This is a genomic window from Picosynechococcus sp. PCC 7002 (genome assembly GCF_963860125.1).
Classification (GTDB): Bacteria; Cyanobacteriota; Cyanobacteriia; order Cyanobacteriales; family MRBY01; genus MRBY01.
Genome location: NZ_CAWLFA010000001.1, coordinates 2,447,267 through 2,468,971, shown reverse-complemented (window position 1 = coordinate 2,468,971; position 21,705 = coordinate 2,447,267). Strand labels below are relative to the sequence as shown.

Below are 21,705 nucleotides of genomic sequence, written 5' to 3'. Positions count from 1 at the left end.
TTGATTCGGCTTTATGATTGGACAACCGCAATCTCCAGAATACAAACTCTCCCCTGAAGAAACGGACGCTTTATTCCGGTCACTACTCCACAAGGAAGGGACTTGGGTCGAGTGGGGCGTCGGTTGCCAACAACTCCAGCAGTCAGGCCATAGCGCCCAGGAAATTTTTGAGCAGACAGGTTTCCAGACGGCCCAGCAAAATATGATCATTGTGGCGGCCCAGGTGTACCAAAGCATCGCAAGCAGTGGTGTGCCCGAAGATCTGCTGGCCTATTGCCGTGGCCCCCGTTCTGATGTGCTGTACGAACTACGGATCCTCAGTCATAGTCAAAGGGCGATCGCCGCCCAGGTGTGCCAGGCCAAAAGCCTTGAATTTGATGGGGCGAAGGAACTGGCCCGGGCAATGCAAGAGTTTGCCCGCTTACCCCAAATTCCCGATAGCTTCACAGAACACCCTGGAGATGCCGTTGCCTACCAAGCCTGGCGCTCCGCCAAGCAAAAAAAAGATTTACAAGACCGCACCCGCCTCATCGCCAAGGGGCTAAAGTTTGCCCATTCCGCCACGGCCCGGCAAAAAATCGAGCAACTCCTCAGTGACCTCACCACCAGCCCCACCAAGGCAGCCCCGCTCCTCCCCCTCTACCGTTACGACGAAGACACCAATGTTCCCCTGCTAATTCCGGTGGCGGGATCTTTACCGTTAGAAAGCGATCGCCTGTTGAGCGTCCCCCCCCTCAAGCAAGCGTCTCCTTTTAATCTCGTGACAGTTGCCACAGCGACAAGTCTGGTGCCGCTACCCAGTTGGCAAAATGTACTGACGGCGGGAGATCCGGTGGTGATCTTCCACCAAACTGATCAACTGCCCCAGCCCATCCCCGGTAAGCCGGAACCTGTTTTAATTTTGCTGGATCGTCAACAAACCACCTGGAATGACAACAGCTATTTTGCGGTAGATGCCGACGGCAAGGTGGAATTGGGTTGGTTTGCCGAAGCACCGATCGCCAAAATTTTAGGCCAAGTCCTCTTGGTGATGCGCCCGAAAAAAATTCTCGATGAGAATAACCTTCGGGAACCCTGGCAAATGGACGATTAAGCGCAAAAAATGCTGCTTTTACCCGAATTTTTCTCTATTTAACGCCAAAATTTTTATCTAGAAATTTCTCCTAACGGTGTACTAGATAGCATTACTTTTCTGGGCGATTGCGTTACAGTATGAAGTACAGAGCGTTATTCCTGAGGTGAAAAATGCCGCACTCGACCACTGCCTACACTGAAGCATCCCCAGATCACGCCATTTGGGATAGCCTGAAGCAGGCGATCGCCCGCAGTTCTGGTTTCAAGCGCTGGTATGCAAACCATTGCGAAATCCTCGCCCTTGAGAACCTCAGCGTCGATCAGCAAGTCACCATTTACCTCAAGGAAACCCTAGAGACCCTCGCTTATTAAGCGCCCCTCTCAATAGGGATCTGGTGGGCAACTACCAGCAAATCTTAAATCTTCAAGTTTCGTTTTCGTTCCAAACATCTTTCAAGATCAAAATAGTCAGCGGCGTTTTCCCTTCGGTTTGCGGCTGGCTGTTTTTTTGTGGGGCGATCGCTGGTTTGGCTTGGCTTTTTTTACCAGGTTTTGTAAGGCTCCAATTTCCGCCGTCGTTAAATGCCGCCATTCCCCCGGCCCCAGACCAGTGAGGGTTAATTTCGCTGGCCCTGCACCTATGGCGACGCGCATAAGGCGTAACGTGGGGTGGCCCACTGCGGCAGTCATGCGGCGCACCTGACGATTTCGCCCTTCCGTTAGGGTCAGTTCTAACCAGGCTGTCGGGACATTTTTCCGGAAGCGGATCGGGGGTTCTCGTGCGGGGACGGTTGGCTCAGGGGTCAAGAGATTGGCGATCGCCGGCCGCGTTTTTTTCCCTTGCACCATTACCCCCTGGCGCAACTGTTCTAAAGCCTGCCCGTCTGGGATATTTTCCACCTGTACCCAATAGGTGCGGGAGTGGGCAAATTTCGGTTCGCAAAGATAATGCTTTAAAGGAGCATCATTGGTCAATAATAAAAGCCCTTCGCTATCCAAATCCAAACGACCCACGGAATAAATATCTGGCACAGGCACAAAATCCTTCAACGTTTGCCGCTGTGACCCTTGGGGGCTATTATCAGTAAACTGACAAAGGACGTTATAAGGCTTGTGGAGCAAAACGTATGAGTGCTGCATTAGAACAAGAGATGACTACTAACATCATGCCCGAAGTCACCTCCCAGACACCAGAAAAAATCCAACTTCAGGAAACCCAACCCAGCCCCCTTGCGACTGCCCCGGCGGTGGTTCCTGAAACAAAAGCAGGGGAAAGTCCCCTCCTTGGCTTACTATTGCTAGTGCCCTTTATTTTTCTGATTTTGATTGCAGCCGTTGTCGTTGAGCGCCTGGTTAAATGGGGTTTGCGAAAGTTCTTTACAAATCAAACCTCTCCAGCAACTTCAATGCCGTCGTCTCCCTTTGCCATCTCCCGTGGCTGACCCCCATTTTTGTTAAAAACGAAAAGTTTTCATGGAGTCACCTTCTCTCTTTTTTAAAGATTAGAAAAAGTTTGTTTATGATGTCGCCATAGCAATGCTTAAAATTTAAAGCCAAACTATCGAAAAAGGGAATTTTTTATTGCCTTGAGGCTTGCGCAAACTAAAAAATAGAACAATTGGCCCTTTGTCCTCTGTGACTCCGTGAAAATGCGGAGACTTACTTTACAAAAAAGATGAAGTAACGGGATCAAGTGGGTCGCTGTCGGCTAAAAGTGTGCCAAGACAAAACTGAAAAATATGACTTTTTTTATATAGAATAGGGTTGATCTCGACCTAAGGTTCTCGCAGTTTTGGTTAAAATCATTCGCCGTAAGTTCATTGGCCATGCGCCGACCTATGATATTGGACTCAGTCAAGACCATAATTTCTTATTGGGTCAGGGCCTTATTGCGGCTAACTGTTTTAATAAATCCCACTCAACGGCCTATGCCTACGTCACCTACCAGACTGCTTACCTGAAGGCAAACTATCCCGTTGAATACATGACGGCACTGCTCAGTGCCAGCAGTGGAAATAAAGATAAAGTCCGCAAGTACCGGGAAAATGCCGAGCGCATGGGTATCCTGGTCTTGCCACCGGATATTAACGAGTCAGACCTGGATTTTAAGCCCGTAGGCCAAGGGATTCGTTTTGGTTTGTCAGCGGTTCAAAACCTTGGTGAAAATGCGATCAATGCCATTTTAGCGGCCCGGGAAGCGGGGCCTTTTTTAAGTTTGTCTGACCTCTGTTCTCGGTTAGATTTGCGTGTTGTGAACCGCCGCGCCCTAGAAACTTTAATTACCTGTGGTGGACTGGATTCACTCCATGATAATCGCCAGGCAATGCTGAAGGGTCTGGATTTAATGATGGATTGGGCACAGTTGAAAGCGAAAGAAAAGGCCAGTGGTCAAACGAATTTATTTGAAAGTCTGGGAGATACGGCAGCGGCATTTGATGAGGCCCCTGTGTTACCCAAAGTGGCTGATTTAACCTTAGAAGAAAAGCTCCGGCAAGAAAAAGAATTGCTGGGATTTTATGTTTCTGAGCACCCTTTAGAAAAGCTGCGGTCAACGATTTCGCCGATTTTATCGCCCATTAGCCTTACGGCGATCGCCAATCACATCAATAAAAAAGTCAGCGCCGTGGCGATCCTCACGGATATGCGCAAGATTTTTACGAAGGCCAATAATGAGCCCATGGCCTTTATTCAATTAGAAGATATTTCGGGTCAAGTAGAAGGGATTGTCTTTCCCCGCACTTATCAGAAAGTTGAGCAACTCTTACAGCTTGATAGCCGTGTCATTGTGTGGGGCAAAGTGCAACAAAAAGAGGATCGAACGCAACTGATTGTGGACGATCTCGAACCCATTGAAGAGGTGCGAATGTTGATGATTCGCCTCTCTCCGAGTGAGCTTCATCACACCCAAAGTCAGCAGCGACTGAAGCAAATTTTGTCACAGCAGGCTGGGGATAAGAAGAAGCGGGGGCGGATCCCGGTGATCGTGATCGTTGGGAGGGGCGGCGATCGCACCTTTATTCGCCTTGGGCAAGACTATTGGGTCGAGGACGATCACCAGGCCCTCTTGGCACTCCGACAGGGGGGCTTCCATGTCTACCGCGAAAACCTGATTCCCCAGGCCCAAGCGAGCTAACCATTACTTCTACTTTTTAAAAGAAACCCATAAAACCCATAAATCCTATGTCTTACACTTACGAATATCCAAAACCGAGCGTTACCGTTGACTGTGTTGTTTTCGGCCTTGACGCCACCCATACTCTGAAAATGATGCTGATTCAGCGGGGCGTTGAACCCTTTAAAGGGGAATGGGCCTTACCGGGGGGGTTTGTACGCCTTGATGAATCCCTCGAAGAAGCGGCCATGCGCGAACTCCGGGAAGAAACGGGCGTCGAAAAAATATTTCTAGAGCAGCTTTACACCTTTGGGGCTCCGGATCGTGACCCCCGCGATCGGGTGATTACCGTGGCCTACTATGCTTTGATTAACCTAGAGGATCACCCAATTCATGCCCAAACGGATGCCGATGCTGTGGCTTGGTTCTCGCTGGATGAACTGCCCAATGTTGCTTTTGATCACCAGCAAATCATTGATGTGGCGACCCAACGGCTCCAGGGTAAACTCCGCTATGAACCCATTGGCTTTGAGCTGCTGCCCCGCAAATTTACCTTGACCCAACTCCAAAAACTCTACGAGCAGATTTTAGGAACCCAGTTAGATAAGCGGAACTTCCGGCGCAAAATCCTTAAAATGGATCTCCTAATTAAATTAGATGAGTTGCAAACTGGGGTCGCCCACCGTGCGGCACGGCTTTACTCCTTTGATGAGGCTAAATATCAACGGCTCAAGGAGGCTGGCTTTAATTTCGAGCTTTAAGGCAGGTTTGGAGATCGTTCAGTTTGTCAGAGTCGCATCATTTTGAAGGCGATCGCCAAAAGTAGATGGAACCCATCGAGGAAAAACGCGATCCGAGTCTCTGGTATCGGCTTTACTGCGCAGGCTTAATGCTGGGCCAGGTGCTATGGCGTCTCCTGCGCGGGAAACTCCGGCGTGACCAGATCACGGAACAAATGCTAACGGCGGGACCGAAGGCGTTGGTGCCAGTGCTGTTAGTCGCTTTTTTTGGGGGAATGATCTTTACGATCCAAACTGCAAGGGAACTCACCACCTTTGGGGCCGAAAGTTTTGTCGGGGGGGCGTTTGCGATCGCCTTTTGTCGAGAACTGGCCCCGATTTTGACTGCGAGTATCATTGCGGGTCAGGTGGGGTCGGCTTTTGCGGCGGAATTAGGCTCGATGAAAATTACCGAACAGATCGATGCTCTGTATATGCTCCGGTCTAATCCCGTTGATTATCTGGTGATGCCCCGGGTGGTGGCTTGCTGTTTGATGTTGCCGATTTTAACGGTCTTTGCCTTGGTGGTGGGGGTGATCGGGGGTACCGGAGCCGCCTATCAGTTCTATGATCTTGCCCCCATTAATTTTTTAACGTCCGTACAAACTTTTCTTCAGCCCCGAGACCTGATTAATGTCGGCGTCAAAGGGATTCTGTTTGGGCTATTGGTGGGGATTATCGGCTGCAGTTGGGGTCTGACAACCGTCGGCAGTACGCAGCAGGTGGGTCGCTCTGCCACTTCAGCGGTGGTGACGACTTGGATCGGTATTTTTATGTTGGATTTCTTTTTATCGCTCCTGTTGTTTCACCAATCTCCCCTGGGTTAAGGGAGTCCGCAAAGATTTACTCAGCCTGAGGTCAGGGGGATATGTTATTTTCCAAGGAGATTCTTTTATTCCGAGTGCTACATGTTACTGAGCGATGATCTGTTGTTGAATTTTAAGCGGTGTGAACGTCGGGCTTTTTTAGACTTGTATGGCGATCGCACTGAGCAGACATCCGAAAAAGATTTTCTCCAAAAATTACGCAAAGAAAACCAGCGCCAAATTCAGGAATATCTGGGTCAACGCCCCTACCACGAACCCGCCGCCGCCGATTGGGAAACCTGTGCTGCCGAAACAGAAGCCCTGATGGCCGCAGGGGTCGAATGCATTTATCGGGGGGTCTTACTCTATCACTTCGACCAATGGCCCGGTACCCCTGTTGAACAGTTAACCCTGGTGGGGAAACCCACGGTTCTCTTGCGACAGGCTGGCCCTTCCCGCTGGGGTAACTGGCATTATCGACCGATCAGCGTCAAATTAGGCCAAAAACCAAAGCCGGAATATAAGCTGGTGGCGATGTTCCACTCTTTTCTATTGGAAGCGATCCAAGGGCGATCACCCCGCTTAACCCAACTCATTTTGCGGGCTCGCCGGCCCCACCGCGTTGACGTAGACCTCTGGGCCGACAAACTCCAGGAAACGATCACCGACTGCATTAACCTCCTATTACCCGAATTAGAGCCGGAAGTTTTTATTTCCCGGCAACGCTGTCACCTCTGCTCTTGGCACAACCATTGCTATGCGATCGCCCAGGCGGATAACCATTTATCCCTCGTGCCCGGCGTCACCCCCAACCGCTACGAATCCCTCCAGGGCATCGGCGTCAATACCCTCGAATCCCTCGCCCAAACTTCCCCCAAACACCTGGGTCAACACCTAGGCGCCGATATCGCCATGCAACTCCAACAGCAGGCCCGGGCGATCGTCCATCAAGAAGTCGTCTGGCGCATCAATCGTCCCAACAAAACCCAGCCCATTCCCCAGGGAAGCGTCGAACTTTTTTTTGATATCGAAGCAGAACCCGACCGCAACGTTGATTATCTTCTGGGGGTGTATCTGGTTGATCGCCAAAACCAAAAGGAAAAATTTTACGGTTTTGTGGCAGAAACTTTAGAGGAAGAAGGCAAAATTTGGCAAGAATTTGTGGCATTTGTCATGCAATTTCCCGAAGCACCGATTTTTCATTTTTCCCCCTACGAACGGGACACCCTCAATCGCCTGGGGAAAAAATACGGCACACCGCCCCAGCAACTCCAAAAAATTGTGGGTCGCCTGATGGATATTCACCAATGGGTGACAAAATATCTCGTGTTTCCCGTAGAAAGTTATTCCCTCAAGGCCCTGGCCAATTGCCTCGGCTACCAATGGCGCGAAAAGGGGGTCAGCGGCGATCAAACCGTATGCTGGTATGACCAATGGTTAGAAACGGGCGATCGCCAATTATTAGAGGCCATTGTCCGCTACAACGAAGATGATTGTCGGGCAACCCATCACCTCAAACAATGGATCACCAGCTTCCTAGAATCCCAGCAAAAAACCATGGTCTTACGTTGATCCCGTGGGCTACAGTAAACCGCGATAGCGAATAAACATTAAAATCGCCGCCCAGGAACCCAGGGCAACCTTGACCGCCACGATGATATTGAGGATCGTGATCCAACCACCACTAAATAACGTGCCAAATTCACCGTGGGGGAGCTGGAAGCCCATCAGGGACAATGCCGCTAAAAGGAAAAAGACCAGTACCGAAATTTTTTCGAGAATCGCTGCATTCCACTTTTTATAAATGGCATCCATCCATTGGGGCGAAGAGACGATCGCCACCAAACCAATGGCCGTCCCCCCCGCAACACCAGCGGCAAAACCACCCCCAGGGCTGAGGTGTCCCCGAATGGCCAGTTCAATCCCAATCAGGGCCGCAATGGTCGCCCCCAACCGCGCCAGGACAATGGAAGGGGAATCGGTAAATTGCTTAACTTCCTTCGAGGGGTGTTCGTCGGCCAGTAAAAAACGCACGCCCATGATCGCCAGGGTAAAAACCATCACTTCAAAGCCGGTGTCGTAGAGGCGATTGCGCAAAATAATCCCCGATACGGCATTGGGTACACCCGCTTCGGCGGCCACCACTTCGGCGATCGCCCCAATCTCCCCTTCCATCGCAAAATTCGGGAAGACGAGCATTTTCACAAATAAAGAAATACCAAAGGCAAGGTAGACCCACTTCATGATTGATGATTCTCCATAAGGGATTGCGGCGACGACGGCCCAACGACTTCAGGGGTAGGCTGTGGCTCTAGCAGTTGCAGTTCGATCACATCCGTCAGGGCCGAGGTTTTAAAAATTTCATAGAGGCGTGGTACACGGGTTTTCAGGACATGAAGGTGCCCATCGCCATCCACCTGCAAAATACAGTGCACATTTTTCTGCGCCAGGGCTTGACCCAGGGCTTGGGTATCTTCAAATACCACGGGTTCTAGACGCAAATGATATTTACCCAGCACCTGCTTGAGCAGCGGGTTGATTTTTTGGATGAGATTAACCGTATCTGTGCCAGTGGCCAAAACCCCCAAACGCATACTCATCGAAGAACGCACAGCCACCGCATAGAGGGTAATGGATAACATCGTCCCCACTAACGCTTCGGTCAAGGCCACATCCGCCGCTCCGAACATCGCGTAAAGGAGTGCGGCGATCGCCCCCAAAATTCCCCGAATCACCAACGCATAGTAAGGATTTTTTTGGGCGACTAATAATCCCCCCGTCACGGGCAATAACAAGGCGATCGCCCCCACAAACCAGTCAAAATTAGATCCGTTCATCACCGCCTCCACGACTCGAACAATAGGCCAGCACATACCCCAGTACCGTATTCCAAATGGCAAGGGCAATAATCGCCAAAATCAGCAGGGGCCATTCCCTAGGAATTTTTAGCAGTAGCCCCGCCATAATCGCCATCGAACCCAAGGTGTCAGAGACCGACAGAGTATGCAATTTAAACAACACAGAACGATTACCCAGTAGCGGCGCAGTGCCCCAAAACCAGAAAATCACCCCCACAATGATGCAGCCGTAGCTGAGAATATTGATCAAAGTGCTCATGGTAAATTCACCCGCCTCAAAATGTGAGCTAGTAGCATTAACGCTGCATTGCCGACGCACAAAATTAGGACACCGACAACCCCGACCGTCCAGTCATCCCGCAGTACCGAAATCACCAAAATCATCACCGAGGTTTTACTGGCAATGCTGGCGAAGGCCAGGAGCTTTTGCCAAATATCTTGATCCTGTATTGCTTCATAAATCGGGAGTAGTAACGCGCCGATCATCGCCCCAAAAATCCAGGTCATTTGAGTTTCCTCCTTTGCACACGGTGAACTTCGTACCAACCGTCTTTGTGATAATGCAGCACAATTGTTTTCGGGGTAAAGGTAATCAGAAAAATATCGAGAAAAATTAAGCCTGGAGTCCGATTTGGCTTTACCCGCTCCATGGTGACGGTTTCATAGAGATGGGGGCGAAAAATCATTTCAAAGGCTTCAAAATAGGCCTGGGGAATCGCAATGATAATTTCCCAAAACACATGGAGCCAATCTTTAATCTGAGCCCCATCAAAGCGTTTACCGGGCATCAAGATTGCAATGATCACGCCGATGAGAATATTGGCTGCACTCAGGTCTGCTGTGAGCAGAAACCAGATCATTAAAATTAGAAAAATATCGAGAATGCCGATCATAGGGTCACCATCCAAAATAATCCAGTTAAGACAACGCTCATGGCGCCGATCAACTGCTCAAACGCCTCGAAGATTCGGGGCAGCTTGAACTCGATGCGCTTCATAATGAGCCAGTACAACGCCCAACCAATGGCAATTTTGATCAAGGCCTTGGGGATATTGTCCAGTTGATAGGCTTCGAGATAAAAACCATTGCCGAGGATGACACCACTGAATAAAAAGGCGATCGCCCCCCAAAAGGTTGTGCTTTTTGCAGTAAATTTCGTCGCGGCATCATGGGGAATGAACAAGAATTTGGCGAAGGCCAGGGCTGTCCCCACGGCGGCAATATTCAGACCCATTGCCTGCCAGGGGGCAATATTTTTGAGTAGGAGGGCCTTTGAGCTGAAGCCAACCAGTAACGGCATCCCTACCATCGACAGGCAGGCGATCGCCAAGGGCAGCCACAGACTGCTCGCGATTTTGGTTTGGCGCAGTTCCTGAAAATTGCGGGTGGGCAATTGACCTGCCATCAAAAATAAAGAAGATTTCACTAAACCATGGGAGAGGGCCGCTAAACCCGCCACTGCTGGTGCTGAGAGCAACAACCCTAATTTTGAGATGGTGCTAAAAGCCAGTAAACGTTTGGCATCGGTTTCGAGAATGGCAAAGATAATCCCCAACAGGGCAGTGGCCAGCCCGAATAGTCTCAGCCATAAGTCCAGGTCTGGCACTAAAATGCCGCAGCGCAGGAGGGGGAAAATTCCCGCTTTGACCACGACACCGGACAACATCGCCGATACGGGGGTTTCTGCTTCGGAGTGGGTTAAGGGCAACCAGAGTCCCGACACAAAGACACCGCCCTTGGTGAGCAAACCCAGGAAAATCAGGGCGATCGCATCACTAGGCGCTTCGGCGAGACCCACAAAAGCGAAGGATTTTGTTGCTTGGTAGACCAGCACCGCCCCAATCAGATAGAACAGCATCGCCGTATTGCTGAGGAATAAATACCTGAGACCAATCCAAATAGAACGGTCGGTGCGCTGGTAGGTCATCAACAAAAAAGCCGCGATGCTAATGGCCTCCAGGGCAACGTAGAGGCTAATCAGATCGGCGCAGACAAAAACGGCATTGAGGGCCCCTTGCAAAACCACCAACTGGGTAAAGAAAAAAGCACTCTTGGCGCTTTTCCAGCAATACACCGTCACGGCGATCGCCACCGCCGCATTGGTCAAAATAAAATAGCCGCTCTGGTCATCCACCAGCAGATCTACCCCATACATCCCCAGGAGCTTGAGACTGTAGGGTTCCGGCTGAAAAATTTGGACAAAACCAAAGATTAACGAACAAATAGAAACGAAAATCGCCAGATAACGATCAATTTTGGGCAGTAAATAAATACTAAAGCCCACCACAAAGGGAAAAATTACCCAGCCAATGGTCAATTCATTCATGGTTATCTCCTCCCTAAACTAACGACCACTGAGAGTTGTCCTAAGCCAACACCAGCCAAAACAAACCCGTCAACACAAGACTCATCACCCCCACCAGATGTTCAAATTGCTCCACGACCCGGGGCAGCTTGACCGTAATCCGCTGGAAAATCAGCCCATAGGCCAGCCAACCGATGCCGATGGTGACTAACGCCTTGAGGATATTACTGGGTTGATAAGCTTCCAGGTAAAAGCTGTTGGTCACAAACAACCCACCCAGGAGCAGTACAATCGCGCCATAAAAATTCGGCAAAATTTTGAGGCTGGGGTCTGTTTTTTTCGGGAGGAAAATGAATTTCGCAAAGGAAATTGCTGTCCCCACTGCCGCCACATTGAGGGCGAAGCTTTGCCAAGGCAGAATATTTTTCATCGTCAGAATTTTAGAACTGTAGCCCGCCAGAAAAGGAAGACCAGAGATCGAAGCACAGGCTAACACCAAGACCCACCAGTAAGCCCGGGGAATCGACTGTTCGCGTAAAACTTTAAAATTGCGGCTGGATAACTGTCCCGCCGTCAGAAAGAGGGCGCCTTTAACGAGACCATGGGTGAGGGCATAAAACCCACCCACTGCTGGCGCGGCCAATACAAAACCCAATTGGGAAACGGTGTGAAAAGCCAACATTCGTTTTGTATCTTTCTCAAAAACCGCATAGCCAACCCCCAACAGAGCCGTACCCACACCGAATAATCGCACCACAGGATCAAGCTCTGGCACTAATAGAGCGCAGCGGGCCAAGGGAAAAACGCCAGCTTTAACCACAACCCCTGATAAAAGCGCGGATACGGGAGTTTCTGATTCCCCATGGGTGAGGGGGAGCCACAGACCAGAGACGAAAATGCCCCCTTTGGTCAGTAAGCCTAAGAAGATTAAGGCGATCGCCTCCTTGGGGGCCACCGCCAAACCCGAAAAAGCAAAGGAATTACTCGCTTGGTAGACCAATACCGCACCAATGAGATAAAACAACATCGCGGTATTGCTAATGAAGAGATAGCGCAGGCCGACCCAGAGGGAGCGATCGCTCCGGGAATAGGTGATTAACAAAAATGCAGCAATCCCAATGCACTCTAGGGCGACATACAGACTGATCAAATCTGCACAGCAAAACGTCGCGTTTACCGCCCCATGGAGGATCACCAGTTGAGTATAGAAAAAGGGTGATTTCTGTTTGTCAAAACAATAAAGGAGTACAGCCCCCGTCACCAGCCCATTCATCAAAATGAAATAGCCGCTCAGTTCATCGAACATCAGGGTGACGCCGAAGCTATCCAAGAGTTCTAGGGTAAAAGGCTCTAGACTCCAAAGCAGACCGATACTATAGACCACCGATAGAGCGGCGATCGCCAAAGCAAAGTAACGGTTCCAGCGGGGCAAGAGATAAATACTGAACCCCACAACAAACGGCAACAAAATCCAAATAATTGTGATGTCGTCGATCATGGCGTGTGGCTTTTCTCGATTTCGCTGGTTTCTAAGGTCGGATTATCCCGTGACAACTTCATCACGCCCACGAGCATCAAGGCCTGAATCGAAAAGCCAATCACAATCGCCGTCAAAATCACGGCCTGGGGCACCGGATCGGCATAGGCGATCGCCCCCTGGTCAGCATCCACAATGGGAGCAAAAATCCCCCCACGGGCCGCCACGAGAATGTAATACGCGATCACCCCTGTACTCATCACATCCATGGCCAGGATTTTCATAATCAGATTTTTTTTGAAAATGATGCCGAAAAACCCAATGAAGATTACTGCAAACACACAGGCTTCGAGCATAGACATCGACATGGCTGAATTCCCTCCGTCCGAGTGGGGGATGTCCCTGATGACAATCCCCCAGTAATGATTTCCTACACCGACAAACTTTTCTCAAGGGCTTCCCGGTCGGCAGGCACATCCGGATCCTGGGGCTTATTTAAAACAGCCTGGAGGAGCGGCGGTGCCAAGAAAGTGGTCAAGATCACCATCACAATGATGGCTGCTTCTAGGGGCTTATCTAACACACCACTAGCAGAACCAATGCCCGCAAAAACGAGGCCCACTTCTCCCCGGGGAATCATGCCAAAACCAATGGCCAAGCGATTCACCCCCGGTTGACCAAAGACGGCCCAGCCCGTGATTACCTTCCCGACAATCGCCACAACGATGAGGAACGCAGCAATCACTAATCCGGCGCGGTTGGCAGACTCGAAGGGGTTCAGAACACCAAGGTCTGCTTTTGCTCCCACAGTTACAAAAAAGATCGGCACTAAAAAGTCGGCAATGGGCATCACCTGACGGTCTAACTCTTTACGGAGATCCGTTTCATCCAACACAAGACCCGCTGCGAAGGCCCCTAAAATGGCTTCTAAATGGATGAGGTTCGCAATAATCGCCATCACCAACGCAAAGGCAAAGGCCGGAATCAACAGCGCGCCCCGGGTTTTTAGTTTGGCGGCGATCGCCTCAAAACCTTGGTTAAAGAATTTACCGAGCAGAATCGAACCCAACAGAAAAGCACTGGCCCCAATAATCAGATAGACCACATTCAGGAGATCCACTTCCCCGGTCTTGGCCAAACTCGCGACGACCGCTAAAACAATAATCCCCAGCACATCGTCAATCACCGCCGCACCAACGATAATTTTGCCTTCGGTGGACTTTAGCTGACCCAAGTCCGACAGTACCTTCGAGGTAATGCCAATACTCGTGGCCGTGAGGGCGGCCCCCGCAAAAATAGCAGGGATAATCGGCGTATGGAACAACGTCACTAGGCCCACCGTCCCCAAGAGGAAAGGTGCCACCACCCCGACAATCGCGACCACCGCAGCCTGGGAACCCACTTTACTCAGCTCTCGGAGGTCTGATTCGAGGCCAATCTCAAATAACAGCACGATGACCCCAAGCTCTGCCAATACCGAGATCACTTCGCTTTGGCTGGCAAAAATATGCTCAAGGGCAGTGCCATCTAAACCACCAAGCTGCTGCAAAAACAGCATTAAACTTGAGTCAGCAGCCGTGGCCCCTGTTTCCGGAAAGACGATGAGGTGGAGCGCCGAGACCCCGACTAGAACACCTCCGACCAGTTCCCCTAATACAGGAGGTAAGCCGACTCGTTTGGAGAGTTCTCCCCCCAACTTACTCATGGCATAGATCACGACCAGGGTCATTAAAACGCCGGTTAAAACAAATGAACCATAGTCAGCTTCCGGGGTTGTCGCCAGGGACAGGGAAGGAACGAAATCCGTCAATCCTGGCAGACTACCAGAAAAGATTGTGGGACTTAGCATAGAATTTTTGCCTCAAACGTTGTGGTAAAAAGCGATCGCAAATATTGCAGGGATGGGACAAAAGGGAAAAGGGATAGGTTGCATCGAACCTGGAGAGGGCTATCTGCCGACCATACCGTCCTGAGATAAGCCGGAAGGTTAGACCAAGATAGCCAGGAACCCACCGCAGATCAGGGCCTTAACCCATCTCTGAACTGGGAGCCGTAACACCATCCGCCAAATGGGGATAGATTCCGAGCACGGCATTCTTGAGGGCTTCTTCCCGCGACATCAAACATTTATCGGGGGGAACCCGCTTAAAGAGCTTGAGTTTTTCCAGACGGCGACGGGTTTGGCCCGCAGCACCGACAATATAAACCTGACGTTCTTTGTCGAGGGCCTCTTCAATGGCATTTTCTAAGGCTAGGGAAGCGGTAACCCCCATGTGGGGCACTTCACCGATATCAAAGACGAGGGCATCACAGTCACCCATCGCATTGTGTTCTCTGGCGATCGCCTTTGCGACCCCAAAGATCATCGGCCCACTGAGTTGAAACAAAAGAACACGGCCTTGGCCTTCATCCAACCAGCGTTTTTCAGTGGTAGTCAGGCGGATATTATCGTCAGCATCACTAACCGTTTGGACTTTTTCAGACTGGAGATTACTCATCCGTTCGATGGTGAGCACATTAGCGACAAACACACCCACACCCACGGCGACAATCAAGTCAACTAAGACCGTCAACAGAATGACGCCGTACATGATCAGTGCCCCCTTGGGGGAAATTTCGTGGGCCCGTTTTAGGAAACTCCAGTCAATGATGTCAACCCCGACCTTGAAGGCAATCCCAGCAAGCACAGCCAGGGGGATGGTTGCCGTTAAACTAGCCGCCCCAAGGATCACAACCAACAGGACAAAGGCCCGTACCAATCCAGAAAGCGCCGTTCGACCACCGGACTGGATATTTACCACAGTCCCCATGGTGGCCCCAGCCCCAGCAATCCCGCCGAACAAGCCAGAAAAGAGGTTCCCTAGACCTTGGCCAATTAATTCTTTGTTGGAATTATGCTCTGTCCGGGTCAAGCTATCGGCGACGACAGACGTCAAGAGGGCATCGATACAACCGAGCATCCCTAGCACTGCCGCATCGAGGATCATTCTCTGGAATTCAACCGGACTAAAGCTCGGTCTGACCAGCTCTGGGAACCCAGCTCGAATTTCACCGATGCGACGGAGATCGCTTACTTCTGGCGGGAAAACAAAAAAGGCGATTACTGTCCCCAAGACAAGGGCGACCAATTGGGGCGGGATTACCTTTTTAAACTTCTCTGGCATAAACCAGATGATCGCCACGGTGCCTAAAGCTAAGGCTGTTTCGCCCGGTTGAATATTACTCAGCAGTGTGGGTAAATTTTGGAGCGTGCCGATGACGCCGCCCCCCGGACTCGCCTGTCCCAGGAAGGGCGCTAATTGCAAAATGACCAGGATGATCCCGATCCCTGACATGAAGCCAGAAATCACGGTGTAGGGCATCATGGTGACGTATTTGCCGAGTTTGAGGGAGCCAAAAATAATTTGGAACACCCCGGCCATCATCACGACGGTAAAGGCGATCGCCAAACCTTCTTCTGGAGTAGCGGCGCTGGCCGTGAAATGGGCAATCACAGCGGTCATAACCACCGTCATCGGCCCTGTGGGTTCGGAAATGAGGGTGGGGGTTCCCCCAAAGAGGGCGGCAAAGAAGCCCACAAGCACAGCACCCCAGAGACCGGCTTCTGCCCCGGCACCGGATGCCACCCCGAAGGCGAGGGCCATGGGCAACGCAATGACCGCCGCCGTTAGCCCGCCAAAAATATCGCCGCGGATATTCCTAAAGTGAATTTTGTTGGTTATCTGCATGGTTACGCATTTTTCAGATCAGTGATGAGCAAAGCACTTAAACAAACCATAAAGGATTCGTTGCTTAGCCTGTTGGGTGTGAGTTAAGTTGTCAGTGCAACAGGAGCATAGTTTAATATCTATGAAAATTTTATTTTGTATTGATTAACATCTAACCATAGCCCCCTACCAATTGTCTCCATTGGGAAAACTATCTTTATTGATGAATTGAATAAGTTTTTTTTATCTAAAACATAGGTGGCGATCGCCTATGGCCTGACGCAATCGGGAGATTCCTAGGCTTCGAGTTACAATGGCAAAACTCTGTGGGGCGTCTAAGGAAAGAAGATATTATGAAAATTTTTTGGTCAGGTCTAACCATTGCCACCCTGGGCACCATCGCAAGTGTAGTCAGTCAGCCGGGCCTTACCCAAGTGCTCCAGCCGACCACAACGCCAGGGGCGATCGCCTTACCGGATTACGGCCTGTGGCAAAACCAAGAACGCCAAAAGTTACTCAACGCCATCGACCATAGCCTGCGCTACATCGACACCAATACCGCCCAAGCGGATTATGCAGCGGTACAAGTCCCCGGCTTCAGTCGAGAAAAGGTGCGGCGATCGCTGGTACGATTTCGGCAGTTAGTGCAACAATATCCCGACCCCCGCCAATTACACCAAGCGATCCAGCGAGAATTTATTTTCTATCGCTCTGTGGGTAAAGATGGCACGGGCCAGGTGGACTTTACCGCTTACTTTGAACCAGCCTACGTTGCCAGCCCCGTTAAAACTAACGAATTTCAATATCCCCTCTATCGTCAGCCCCCCGGTTTTAAAACTTGGTCGCAACCCCACCCCCGCCGTGTAGCCTTAGAAGGCCGTGATGGTATTCCGCCGAGCGATAGTCCCTTGCGGGGGCATGAATTGGTTTGGTTAAAAAGTCGCCTCGAAGCCTATCTGATCCAGGTGCAAGGTTCCGCCCGGTTGCAACTGACCAATGGCCGCACCATGACCATTGGTTTTGATGGCAGTACCGATTATGAATATGTCAGCTTGGGCAAGGAGTTGATTAACGAGGGCATTTTTCAGCCAGAAGAATTAAGCCTCCCCAAATTAATTGACTATTTTGAGGCGAATCCCACAGAACTCAGTAATTACATTCCTCGCAATAATCGCTTTATCTTTTTCCGGGAAACTTTCGGGTCGCCGCCCATCGGTAGTATCGGGGTGCCCGTCTTAGCAGAGCGATCAATTGCCACCGACAAAAGTATTTTTCCCCCAGGGGCGATCGCCTTTATTGCGACCCAGCTTCCTTACCAGCGGGCCAATGGAGACTGGTTAAAACTCCCCGTCAGTCGTTATGTCCTCGATCAAGACACAGGCAGCGCGATCAAAGGGGCTGGCCGGGTTGATATTTTCCTCGGCACCGGGCCAAACACCCAAACCCGCGCTGGTCTCGTCAACGATCCGGGTAATCTTTACTATCTCCTCCTCAAGGATTAAGCCTCGCCTAATTTCTCGATCAAAAATCCCCCTAAATTTTTTCATCTAGGGGGACTGAATCTTAAGGTTTAAAAGCGTGTTAAATATCAACAACGGCCTTAGTTGGCGCCTGGAAATCGGCACATTCTTTGAGCAGGGCATAATCTAGCTCACTAGGAACATTGATCGGTTGGAAGCCCGCTGGGACCATCTGCAACGTCGGGCGATCGCCACCAGCGGCGACAAACCCCTTAGCCACATAATCCAATTGGTAATCGTAGGCCACCTGTTCGTAGGGATCGAGGACGGCTAAATCTAACTTACCGTTGTTAATCGCGCCCGAAAAGCAAGCATATTCCGAATTCACTTGGTAAAAGACCCCTTGCACCCGGTTGTTGTCATTCACCTGGAGCACCATGTAGTCCTGGCCTAATTGTTGGGCAACAGGAGAAGTTCCATAAACGAAAACGGCACTTTGCTGCTGGGCAATCAAGCGGGTATTTAGAGATGCAAAAAAGTTTTCACTCCGACTCAGGGCACGGTGTTCGAGGGTTGCTCCCTGGGCTAAATTTGGGGCGATCGCCGTCAGACCTAAACCCAGCAGCAGCGCCACTGGCCGCGCCACGAAATGACCTGCGAATTTTCTTAACTTTTGCCACACCATATTGCGCTCCCTAAATCTCTATCAACTGCCAAAAATCTCGATTATGTCCCGAAAAATTCCCCAATTTTTGGATTACTGGCAAAAATTTTTCTGTGACTTTATTTGATTTCCTTATCTCTGACTGTAACGTAAATCGAAACCCTAATGGAAGGGGAAAAAAGCCTTTCTTCTCATAAGTTTACGATGTGATTTTTTGCTCACAAAAAAAGACCCGGCCGGGTCAAGAAATGTAAATATTCCCTGGGATTTAGATTGAATATTTTGAGCAGTAACCGTTAAGCTCGCCACCAGGGGAGTGATGTTGAAGGCTTAATTTTGGAGGGCGCGGCGGATTTGTTGCATCAGTTGTGGCGCGGCAACGGCCCCTTCGATGCGGGAAACTAATTGTCCTTTGTTGTAGAGCACGAGGGTGGGATAGGCATGGACACCGTGGTGGGAGGCAAGGGCCGGATAGCGATCGCCGTCTACTTTGACGATTTGAATTTCATTGGCCATTTGGGGGCTGATTTCTTCGAGGGTTTTGCCCATAATTTGGCAGGGGCCACACCAAGTTGCATAAAAATCGACTAAAACAGGCTTTTCGGCAGCCTGTAACATTGCTTCAAAACTGGAAAATTGTTTTTTGACAGCCATGGAAAATAGCTCCGAAACGAGATTGCGAGGGGAATTGTTGCGATCGCACGACCCTAACTCCTATGATAACCCAGTCATCAAAACGCAAAGACTTTTGGAGAGATAGGCAATGGAGCTTTTACCCGCCGCGCAACAACGTCTGAAGGATCAAGTGGCCATCGTCACCGGGGCGTCTCGGGGGATTGGTAAAGCCACGGCGATCACCCTCGCCACAGAAGGTGCAAAGGTGGTGATCAACTACGCCCGTTCCAGTGCTGCTGCCGAGGCATTGGTCGCGGAAATTCAGGCCGCCGGAGGTGAGGCGATCGCCCTCCAAGCCGATGTGTCCCAGGAAGATCAAGTCAACGATCTCGTCGAAAAAACCCTCGCCCAATGGGACCAAATTGATATCCTCGTCAACAACGCCGGGATCACAAAAGATACCCTACTGATGCGCATGAAGCTCGATGCCTGGCAAGCTGTCATTGACCTCAACCTCACCGGCGTCTTTCTCTGCACCAAAGCCGTCACCAAACCGATGATGAAAAAACGCCGGGGCCGGATCATCAACATCACCTCTGTGGCCGGACTAATGGGGAACCCTGGTCAAGCTAACTACAGCGCCGCCAAAGCCGGGGTGATTGGTTTTACGAAGACTGTCGCTAAGGAACTGGCTAGTCGAAACATTGTGGTTAATGCCGTGGCCCCTGGTTTTATTACCACTGACATGACCGAAGGCCTCGAAGCCGATGAAATTCTCAAGTACATTCCCCTGGGCCGCTATGGTCAACCGGAAGAAATTGCTGGGATGATTCGTTTCCTCGCCGCTGATCCTGCTGCTGCTTACATTACAGGTCAAACGTTTAATGTAGATGGCGGGATGGTGATGCATTAAATTAAAGCGATCGCCTATTTCTTTTGCAAGATCCCCCAATGTTCATCCCCTTGCCGACTCGACACAGAATTTTGAATCGGATCGAGGGCAAGAATCTTAAATTGTGGGGAAAACAACTGAATTACTTCCTGGGGGGTTGTGCCAAAGGGCGGGCCTCCCGTTTTGTTGTGGGTGTAGAAAATACCGTAGAGTTTGGCCCCTGGTTTAAGGATTGTGGCCGCCAAGGTAACGTAATCGGGACGCTGCTCTGGGGCGATCGCACAGAAACAGGTATGCTCGAACAGATAATCAAAGTGACTTTTATGACTTTTTTTGAGATCAAAAATATTTTCTTCGAGTAAAGTAAGAGTAACACCATGATCTTGGCTTAATGCTTTCGCGGCGGCGATCGCCGCTGGGGCAAAATCAACCCCCGTTACTGAGAACCCCTGTTTTGCTAAAAACACAGCATCATGGCCCTGGCCACAACCCAAAACCCCCCATTTCCCTTGGGGTAATGGTGCTGTCTTTGCGAAAAAATCCTGGAGCGGTGGCGCTGCTTGGCCGAGATCCCAGCGATGTTGAGCCGTTTGATATTTTTCTTCCCAAAAATTTTTTTTCCGAACCATTACCATTGCCCAACCTTAAAGCTTAGTTGCAAAGCACTAATGAGTTTATTTAATCAGTATTACACTAATTTCCAGAGGCTTTCTTATCAAACTTTTCAAATTGATTGCCGTTTAAGGGTCAGCAATTTCCCATCATTTCTCGTCTGATTTTCCTTTTTTTTTCTGTGCGTCTTATCTCACCCTGCCCATGCAATATAATCCTGCTCTAATTCAAGCCCTTGGCGACATCGTCTATGAACGCTGTTTAACCTCAGGTGCAATGGTGTGGTACGGGGATTTTACGCGGGTTTTGGGGTATTCGGCGGCGGAAATGGGTAATGATTGTCAAACTTGGCTAGAGCGGCTCTATCCGGACGATCAAACGAAAGTTTTGGCCACCCTCGAACAAGCCTTCGCCCAACAGCAAGCCTACGAGTTGGACTATCGATTCCAGCACCATGACGGTTCCTATGTTTGGATCCAAGACCGGGGAGTTCCTAAGGATATTACTGCGCAAGATTCGGATCAGTTTTGGGTGATTGGGGTGATGCGTGACATTAGCGATCGCAAACAGGTAGAGCTAGATATGCACAATGCCCTGATGCGCGAAAAAGAACTCAATCAACTGAAAACCCGTTTCATTGACATTGCCTCCCATGAATTCCGCACCCCTTTGACCTCGATTTTGGGCTTTACTGAACTCCTCGAACAATACGCCCACAAATTCAACCCAGAAGCGCAACGGCGGCATCTACAGCGAATTAAAGGGGCGGCCCAACGGCTCCAAACCCTCGTTGACGATGTCCTTTCGGTCAGTCGCGTCGATGCAGGACAACTCACCCTAGAGCCAGCGCCCGTGCATTTTGAAGGGCTGTGCCAGGACATCATCGAAGAGTTGCAAGTGGTGTTTGGCCATACCCACCCGATCCGGTTTGATTTCGTTCCCCAATACCAAGGCGATCGCCGCCTCTTACCCGTCCTAGACGCCAAGATTATCCGCCACATTCTGTCTAATTTACTCTCGAATGCCCTCAAATACTCTTTTCCCGGTGAAGCCGTCAGCCTAGTAGTTTGTTGTGGCGATCGCCAAATCAGCATCACCATCACTGACCGGGGAATTGGCATTCCCCAAGCCGATTTACCACATTTATTTGAACCCTTTCACCGGGCTCAAAATGTTGGCAAAATTCCAGGCACAGGCTTAGGACTACACATTGTGAAACGTTACATTGACTTACACAATGGTACGATTATGGTCGCAAGTCTCGTGAATTCTGGCACCACATTCCGCGTTAAAATTCCCTGCTCTTTCGTGAGTAAACCCTGACTGACGCATCAAGTCCCATGA

At 50.3% G+C, this 21,705-nt stretch carries 24 protein-coding genes; 10 read left to right on the top strand and 14 right to left on the bottom strand.

Translation table 11 applies throughout. The features are described 5' to 3' along the window. The first annotated feature begins 13 nt into the window (after positions 1-13). A complete protein-coding gene (locus AACQ84_RS12020) occupies positions 14-1,093 on the top strand; it encodes a RuBisCO accumulation factor 1 (protein ID WP_012307984.1) in 1,080 nt (359 codons plus the stop codon). Between the two features lie 152 nt (positions 1,094-1,245). Then, positions 1,246-1,446 carry a hypothetical protein gene (locus AACQ84_RS12015; RefSeq protein WP_012307983.1) on the top strand — a complete coding sequence of 67 codons (201 nt, stop codon included), beginning with the start codon at positions 1,246-1,248 and terminating at the stop codon, positions 1,444-1,446. 96 nt (positions 1,447-1,542) lie between these two features. Here AACQ84_RS12015 and AACQ84_RS12010 read toward each other — a convergent pair whose 3' ends face one another. Beyond that, positions 1,543-2,214 carry a pseudouridine synthase gene (locus tag AACQ84_RS12010; RefSeq protein ID WP_012307981.1) on the bottom strand — a complete coding sequence of 224 codons (672 nt, stop codon included), beginning with the start codon at positions 2,212-2,214 and terminating at the stop codon, positions 1,543-1,545. Between AACQ84_RS12010 and AACQ84_RS12005 the strand changes: the two genes are divergently transcribed. From AACQ84_RS12005 to AACQ84_RS11985, 5 genes are all read left to right on the top strand, one after another. Next, complete coding sequence (locus tag AACQ84_RS12005) at positions 2,202-2,516, top strand: hypothetical protein (RefSeq protein ID WP_012307982.1); 315 nt, start codon at positions 2,202-2,204, stop codon at positions 2,514-2,516. The genes AACQ84_RS12010 and AACQ84_RS12005 overlap by 13 nt on opposite strands. Positions 2,517-2,866: 350 nt before the next feature. Then, positions 2,867-4,207, top strand: a complete 1,341-nt coding sequence (locus tag AACQ84_RS12000; protein WP_012307980.1) for a helix-hairpin-helix domain-containing protein — start codon at positions 2,867-2,869, stop codon at positions 4,205-4,207. Between the two features lie 47 nt (positions 4,208-4,254). Beyond that, entirely contained in the window at positions 4,255-4,947 is a 693-nt protein-coding gene (locus AACQ84_RS11995) for an NUDIX hydrolase (protein WP_012307979.1), read from the top strand. Between the two features lie 65 nt (positions 4,948-5,012). Then, complete coding sequence (locus AACQ84_RS11990) at positions 5,013-5,792, top strand: MlaE family ABC transporter permease (RefSeq protein WP_012307978.1); 780 nt, start codon at positions 5,013-5,015, stop codon at positions 5,790-5,792. A gap of 81 nt (positions 5,793-5,873) precedes the next feature. Further along, complete coding sequence (locus tag AACQ84_RS11985) at positions 5,874-7,343, top strand: TM0106 family RecB-like putative nuclease (protein WP_012307977.1); 1,470 nt, start codon at positions 5,874-5,876, stop codon at positions 7,341-7,343. A gap of 9 nt (positions 7,344-7,352) precedes the next feature. Here AACQ84_RS11985 and AACQ84_RS11980 read toward each other — a convergent pair whose 3' ends face one another. From AACQ84_RS11980 to bicA, 10 genes are all read right to left on the bottom strand, one after another. Then, the gene (locus AACQ84_RS11980; RefSeq protein ID WP_012307976.1) at positions 7,353-8,015 is read right to left on the bottom strand and encodes a Na(+)/H(+) antiporter subunit B; all 663 of its coding nucleotides are present in this window, start codon (positions 8,013-8,015) and stop codon (positions 7,353-7,355) included. Next, positions 8,012-8,608 carry a DUF4040 domain-containing protein gene (locus AACQ84_RS11975; RefSeq protein WP_012307975.1) on the bottom strand — a complete coding sequence of 199 codons (597 nt, stop codon included), beginning with the start codon at positions 8,606-8,608 and terminating at the stop codon, positions 8,012-8,014. Before AACQ84_RS11975 ends, AACQ84_RS11980 begins: the two co-directional genes overlap by 4 nt. Beyond that, the gene (locus tag AACQ84_RS11970) at positions 8,595-8,879 is read right to left on the bottom strand and encodes a monovalent cation/H(+) antiporter subunit G (protein WP_041443973.1); all 285 of its coding nucleotides are present in this window, start codon (positions 8,877-8,879) and stop codon (positions 8,595-8,597) included. Before AACQ84_RS11970 ends, AACQ84_RS11975 begins: the two co-directional genes overlap by 14 nt. Before the next feature lie 5 nt (positions 8,880-8,884). Beyond that, a complete protein-coding gene (locus AACQ84_RS11965) occupies positions 8,885-9,136 on the bottom strand; it encodes a hypothetical protein (RefSeq protein WP_012307973.1) in 252 nt (83 codons plus the stop codon). Then, positions 9,133-9,522 (bottom strand): cation:proton antiporter, encoded by a 390-nt coding sequence (locus tag AACQ84_RS11960; protein ID WP_012307972.1) that lies wholly within the window; start codon positions 9,520-9,522, stop codon positions 9,133-9,135. The genes AACQ84_RS11965 and AACQ84_RS11960 overlap by 4 nt, the downstream gene beginning before the upstream one ends. After that, on the bottom strand, positions 9,519-10,955 hold the full coding sequence (locus tag AACQ84_RS11955; protein ID WP_012307971.1) for a cation:proton antiporter: 1,437 nt from the start codon (positions 10,953-10,955) through the stop codon (positions 9,519-9,521). Before AACQ84_RS11955 ends, AACQ84_RS11960 begins: the two co-directional genes overlap by 4 nt. A 40-nt stretch (positions 10,956-10,995) precedes the next feature. Continuing rightward, on the bottom strand, positions 10,996-12,429 hold the full coding sequence (locus AACQ84_RS11950; RefSeq protein ID WP_041443972.1) for a cation:proton antiporter: 1,434 nt from the start codon (positions 12,427-12,429) through the stop codon (positions 10,996-10,998). Then, a complete protein-coding gene (locus AACQ84_RS11945) occupies positions 12,429-12,779 on the bottom strand; it encodes a cation:proton antiporter subunit C (protein WP_012307969.1) in 351 nt (116 codons plus the stop codon). The genes AACQ84_RS11950 and AACQ84_RS11945 overlap by 1 nt, the downstream gene beginning before the upstream one ends. 62 nt (positions 12,780-12,841) lie before the next feature. Continuing rightward, positions 12,842-14,260, bottom strand: coding sequence for a cation:proton antiporter (locus AACQ84_RS11940; protein ID WP_012307968.1), 1,419 nt, complete (start codon positions 14,258-14,260; stop codon positions 12,842-12,844). 178 nt (positions 14,261-14,438) lie between these two features. Then, complete coding sequence (bicA, locus tag AACQ84_RS11935; RefSeq protein ID WP_012307967.1) at positions 14,439-16,139, bottom strand: bicarbonate transporter BicA; 1,701 nt, start codon at positions 16,137-16,139, stop codon at positions 14,439-14,441. 332 nt (positions 16,140-16,471) lie between these two features. Between bicA and mltA the strand changes: the two genes are divergently transcribed. After that, positions 16,472-17,620, top strand: a complete 1,149-nt coding sequence (mltA, locus tag AACQ84_RS11930; RefSeq protein ID WP_012307966.1) for a murein transglycosylase A — start codon at positions 16,472-16,474, stop codon at positions 17,618-17,620. 79 nt (positions 17,621-17,699) lie between these two features. Here the strand turns inward: mltA and AACQ84_RS11925 are convergent, their stop codons facing one another. Both AACQ84_RS11925 and AACQ84_RS11920 read right to left on the bottom strand, forming a co-directional pair. Continuing rightward, complete coding sequence (locus AACQ84_RS11925; protein WP_012307965.1) at positions 17,700-18,263, bottom strand: hypothetical protein; 564 nt, start codon at positions 18,261-18,263, stop codon at positions 17,700-17,702. A gap of 309 nt (positions 18,264-18,572) precedes the next feature. Further along, positions 18,573-18,896, bottom strand: a complete 324-nt coding sequence (locus tag AACQ84_RS11920) for a thioredoxin family protein (RefSeq protein WP_012307964.1) — start codon at positions 18,894-18,896, stop codon at positions 18,573-18,575. 109 nt (positions 18,897-19,005) lie between these two features. On the opposite strand from AACQ84_RS11920, the gene fabG reads away from it, so the two are divergent. After that, complete coding sequence (gene fabG, locus AACQ84_RS11915) at positions 19,006-19,770, top strand: 3-oxoacyl-[acyl-carrier-protein] reductase (RefSeq protein ID WP_012307963.1); 765 nt, start codon at positions 19,006-19,008, stop codon at positions 19,768-19,770. 14 nt (positions 19,771-19,784) lie between these two features. On the opposite strand, the gene AACQ84_RS11910 is transcribed toward fabG, so the two are convergent. After that, complete coding sequence (locus AACQ84_RS11910) at positions 19,785-20,378, bottom strand: methyltransferase domain-containing protein (protein ID WP_143589394.1); 594 nt, start codon at positions 20,376-20,378, stop codon at positions 19,785-19,787. Positions 20,379-20,565: 187 nt separating this feature from the next. On the opposite strand from AACQ84_RS11910, the gene AACQ84_RS11905 reads away from it, so the two are divergent. Next, positions 20,566-21,684, top strand: coding sequence for a PAS domain-containing sensor histidine kinase (locus AACQ84_RS11905; RefSeq protein WP_012307961.1), 1,119 nt, complete (start codon positions 20,566-20,568; stop codon positions 21,682-21,684). The last annotated feature ends 21 nt before the right edge of the window (positions 21,685-21,705 follow it).